Source organism: Nocardiopsis listeri, from assembly GCF_020741345.1.
In the GTDB taxonomy this organism is placed as follows: domain Bacteria; phylum Actinomycetota; class Actinomycetes; order Streptosporangiales; family Streptosporangiaceae; genus Nocardiopsis; species Nocardiopsis listeri_A.
In genome coordinates this window covers 1-4246 of record NZ_DYZD01000416.1, presented here as the reverse complement: position 1 = coordinate 4246, position 4246 = coordinate 1, and the positions used below count along the sequence as shown (strand labels likewise).

Annotated in this window: 5 protein-coding genes and 1 pseudogene; all 6 read right to left on the bottom strand. The window is 66.5% G+C overall.

Annotated features, from left to right (window positions below; genetic code table 11):
- The coding region (locus tag K8V84_RS22475) for a serine/threonine-protein kinase (protein ID WP_304078413.1) at nucleotides 1-1122 on the bottom strand (1122 nt) is incomplete at its 3' end.
- A 68-nt stretch (nucleotides 1123-1190) separates the two neighbouring features.
- Complete coding sequence (locus K8V84_RS22470) at nucleotides 1191-1550, bottom strand: hypothetical protein (protein WP_304078411.1); 360 nt, start codon at nucleotides 1548-1550, stop codon at nucleotides 1191-1193.
- A 14-nt stretch (nucleotides 1551-1564) separates the two neighbouring features.
- Nucleotides 1565-1858: a WXG100 family type VII secretion target gene (locus K8V84_RS22465; RefSeq protein WP_067602323.1), complete on the bottom strand. Its 294-nt coding sequence runs from the start codon at nucleotides 1856-1858 to the stop codon at nucleotides 1565-1567.
- A gap of 44 nt (nucleotides 1859-1902) precedes the next feature.
- Nucleotides 1903-2244 carry a hypothetical protein gene (locus K8V84_RS22460; RefSeq protein ID WP_304078408.1) on the bottom strand — a complete coding sequence of 114 codons (342 nt, stop codon included), beginning with the start codon at nucleotides 2242-2244 and terminating at the stop codon, nucleotides 1903-1905.
- Nucleotides 2245-2508: 264 nt separating this feature from the next.
- Nucleotides 2509-3069, bottom strand: coding sequence for a hypothetical protein (locus tag K8V84_RS22455; protein ID WP_304078406.1), 561 nt, complete (start codon nucleotides 3067-3069; stop codon nucleotides 2509-2511).
- A gap of 47 nt (nucleotides 3070-3116) precedes the next feature.
- A pseudogene (locus tag K8V84_RS22450) lies at nucleotides 3117-4246 on the bottom strand (hypothetical protein); the annotation flags it as partial.

The window sequence follows — 4246 nt, the reverse complement described above, 5'->3', positions numbered from 1 at the left end:
AGGGGGCCCGGAGGGCCCGGACGGATGCGGGGTCTGAGGCCCGGACGGATGACCGGCCGGCCCGGGCCGAGGGGACGCCGGTGGGGCGACCGGGGGCGGTTGATGTGCGGGGGTGGGTTGAGGGGCGGGAGTGGTCGGAGGGGCCTGCGAGGTCTGCGGCCCGGTGGACGAAGGCGGAGTCTGTGGTCCGGTGGACGCGGGAGGGGTCTGCGGCCCGGTGGGTCCGGGCGGCGTCTGTGGTCCGGAAGGAGTGTTCGCCGGCGCGGTGGCGCTCATCGAGGGCTGGGCGCCGCTGGGGGCCGTCGCAGTGCGTCCGGAGCGTGCCTTCTCGAAGGCCGCGGCGAACTCGGAAGGGCTGGGGAACCGGACCGCGGGATCCTTCGCCAGGCCTCGGGTGAGGACCCGACGCAGGGAACGGGACACGTCCGGACGCGGCACCGGCGCGGGCTCCTCAGAGAGCACACGTCGAGCGTAGGTCTGAGGGTCGAAGGGGGAACCGTCCGTGGATGAGAACGGGGCCCGGCCCATGAGCAGCGTCCAGATCGTCGAGGCGAGCTGGTAGACGTCCGACGCCGGCGTACGAGGCTCTCCACGGAGGGACTCGGGGGACGAGTGGAGGAAGGACTCCATCCGTGGTGAGGGCGGCGGGAGCGGCTCACCGGAGGTGGACACCGCGCCGAACCCGGTGAGCACGGGCGTGCGCCCGGCCCGCAGGACGTTCCCCGGGCAGACGTCGTTGTGCAGCAGGCCGCGGCCGTGCAGGGCCCCCAGGGCGGCGGCGACGCTTCGCGCGATGGCCGCCGCCTCCTGTAGGGGCGCGGGGCCCTTCTTCGCCAGCATCTCCCCGAACGAACCGTCCGGGTAGAAGGGCATGGCGATGAAGAACGCCCCGTCCGCGGTGGAACCCGCGTCCAACAGGGGGACCACACCTGGTACGCCGTTGAGCGTGCGAAGGTGACCGAGTTCGACCTGACCGGCCTCGACGGGAAGCACCTTGAGCACGACCTCGGCACCACTGGTCGCTCGGGTCGCGCGAATGATCCGGGCGCGTCGTCCCTGGCGAAGCTGTGCCGAGGTGTCGTACCCCGGGGCCCGGACGGGCCCGGGAGCGGAGCCGGACATGAGAGATCGACCCCCTGTTGGTGGTGGGATACCCGCTCGGGTGAACGGGGCAGGTGTACCGGGCTACGTCAGGGACGGTCCTGGAGCACCGGATGATCGAGCATGGGGCTCTCGATCATCTGGTTGCGAAGGTTGTTGGCTCCCCACCCTCGCTCCTCGTTGATCTCCTGCTGTTTGCCGAATGCGCCGATGAGGGCGATGACCCCGCAGATGAGCGCGATGAGGATGGCGCCGCCGATCACGGCGGGCCACACCCGCTGACGACGGCGCCAGTATCGGCTGGAGCCGTACAGCAGGGCGGATCGGAGTTGCCGATGCCGGAGAGCGTCCGCTTCGAGGACGTACTTCTCCTCGTCGGGCGTGTAGTGGAACGCCTCGGGAAGCTGCGGATCCGGGTCGGTGGCAGGAGGCGAGGGTGGGGAGGACATCGGGGCCCAGTTTACTAGAACAGACCGTCGAGGTACCGGGTGAGCTTGTCGTACTTGCCGGCGGTGTCACTGGTCGCGTCGATCATCTTCGCGAACGCGGAGTTGACCTCGGAGAAGTGGGTGTCGAACTCCTGGGCCTTGGCCTGGAACTGCGAACTGCCCGACCCCTCCCACTGGCTGACGGTGCTTTCGGACTGCTCGTTGATCGCGCTCATGATGGCCGTGAAGCGACCCAGGTGTGCCTGCTGGTCGGAGGCCAGGTTCTGCAGCCCACCGACATTGCCGTAAACGTCGAAGTTACTACCCACGAATGTGCCTTTCTCGAAAGCCGTGACGGAAGCGGTGAATGGGGTCAGGCGTTGACCGGACGGGCCATGGCGCCGAGGTCGTTGGTGGACTGCGCGTAGTCGTCGCTGGCCTCGTCGTCGGTCAGGTTGAACTGCTGCTGACCTTCATTCAGCTTGATGCCGTTCTGGTTGCACCAGCTCATGAGCTCGTCGAAGCGCTCCATGAGGGTGTTGCGCGCCTCGCGGAAGTCGTGCAGGGCCTGCCCCTGGATGGAGTCGGCGTCACTGCTCATGTCGTCGATGAGCTGGTTCATCTGGGTGCGGAGACCGTCGGACTCCTGTCCGAGCTGTTCACCACCCTGCGACAGACTATTGACGTTTTCAAGACCGGCGTGCTGGGAGGACATCCGAACCCTTTCGAAGAATCGCTGATGGGAAAGTGTGCGTCCCGTCCTCCGTGAGCAGGGTGTTCGCCCGGGGCTCGGGATCAGGGGAGGTACGGCGAGTAGGGACATTAGCCAGGGTATGACCTGTCGGTCAATGTATATGTGTGTTTCGTGACGTTGGTGGTCGAGTGCGAATTCCCTCCTTTCCACGTTCGAACCGGAGGGCCTCAGGGGGCGTCTCAGGCCGACTGAGGCGCGCTCCGATCACCGGGCCGTCGAGGACGTTCACGGCTCACCGGTGCCGCAGTCGACGTAGTCGACGACGCTCGCCGTGTACTCCTCCTGGTTGTCGAAGACGTCCTCGTACTGTTCCTTGTAGGCCTTGACGAAGTCATCGCCGCCGACGGTCGCCTCGCACCAGGTGACCTCGTTGTGGTTCATCGCGTTGCCGAGGGCACCATCGACCTTGGCGAGGTGGACGTCGTCGTCCCAGGCGTCCTTGTCCAGTTCGACCACGAACCCTTCCCAGTCGCCGTCCTCGTATCCGGAGTCCAGGTCCACGTCCGCCTCGCCACCCCCCTCGGGGACGATGACCCCGTAGTCGAACAGGTGCTCACGGGTTCCGCCCGTGTTCACGAGGACCTCGTCCGAGCCGGCTTCGTCGATCATGCGGTCCAGGGTGTACAGCCGGACCTCCCGTTCGATCCACTGCGCCGGAACGTAGTCCTCCGGCAGACCCGACGTGGGCTCGGGTTCGGGTTCGGACGTGGAACAGCCCGATAGGACCAGCCCTGCGGCAAGGGCGAGGACCGGCAGGGTGGATGTCCGGACCGTACGGTGGGTCAAGGGATCCTCCGAGGAGAGTCTGTGGCGGGGGAGGAGACGGTGGGGAGTCAGTCCTCCTCCGGCGGCTTCCCGAAGGTCTCCAGTTCGCCCCCGAAGTAGTCACGTGTGGTCTTGTACGCGTCGCTGTACTGACCGGTGAAGTCGCCCACCCACTCACGGCCGGGTGCGGTGTGTTCGATGGGTTCTCCCGTGTGGGGGTCGGTGTCGTTCGCGGTGAGGACGGTGTTGTTCATGACGTTGCCGAGGGCGTCGTCCATGCCGGAGAGCTTCCGGTCCTCGTTGTGGTCCCACTTGCTCGGGTCCTTCTCGAACGTCAGAGTCACCGAGTCGTCGATGACGAAGTCGTTGGTGATCTCGGAGGGGTTGAGCTCCTGGCCATCCTGCACGATGGTCAGCGCGCCACCGTCGACCAGGGTTCGAAGGTCCGAGCGTTGGGTCTCGCCGTTGAGCGCCTCGGGATCGTTGTTGAGCATGAAGTCCAGGGTCTCCACACGGAAGTTCCGCTCCACGCTCTGCTCACTGGTATAGGTCGGGAACCTCGGGGTGACCTCGTATTCGCCGTCGATGATGGCTTCGACGATGCTGTCCTTGCCCAGCTCCAGTCCCTTGGAGACCCCCGTACCGATGACCGGGATGCTCTCGGAGAGGTCGCCCGCGGTGTCCACCACGAAGTCGGCGATCTGCGTGTCCCGCTCGATCGTCTTGTCCAGGTCGCTGCTACGGTCCGCCGAGTCCAGGTACAGGGCGCGCTCCAACAACCCTTGAAGCTGTGCCGAGCCGCGCGCGGACGTGGCCTCGTTACCGGACTCCAGGTAGGCGACGGCCTCGACCTGCTGGTAGGCGTCGACCAGGTTCACCGTGCGTCCGGCGGTCTCGTCGTTGCCCACGAGGAGTTGCATGTACTGGGCGCGTTCCTCCGGGCCCATGCGCACGTAGTTGGTGTCGGGGTCGAAGTCCCCGATACCCTGCACCGGGTTGCCGTCGGTGTCCAGGATGTCGCCGTTGGCGAAGCTGAAGATGTGGGCTTCGAAGATGTCGCCCAGGCTGTCGGCGAGCCCCCCGTTGAACTGGGTGAAGGAGGCGTCGGTGTACTCGTTGTCCCCCTCGGTGACACTGACGCCCGTGTTGACGAGGGCGTCGTGCATCTCCGGGTCGGTGATGGTCTCCATGAACCCGG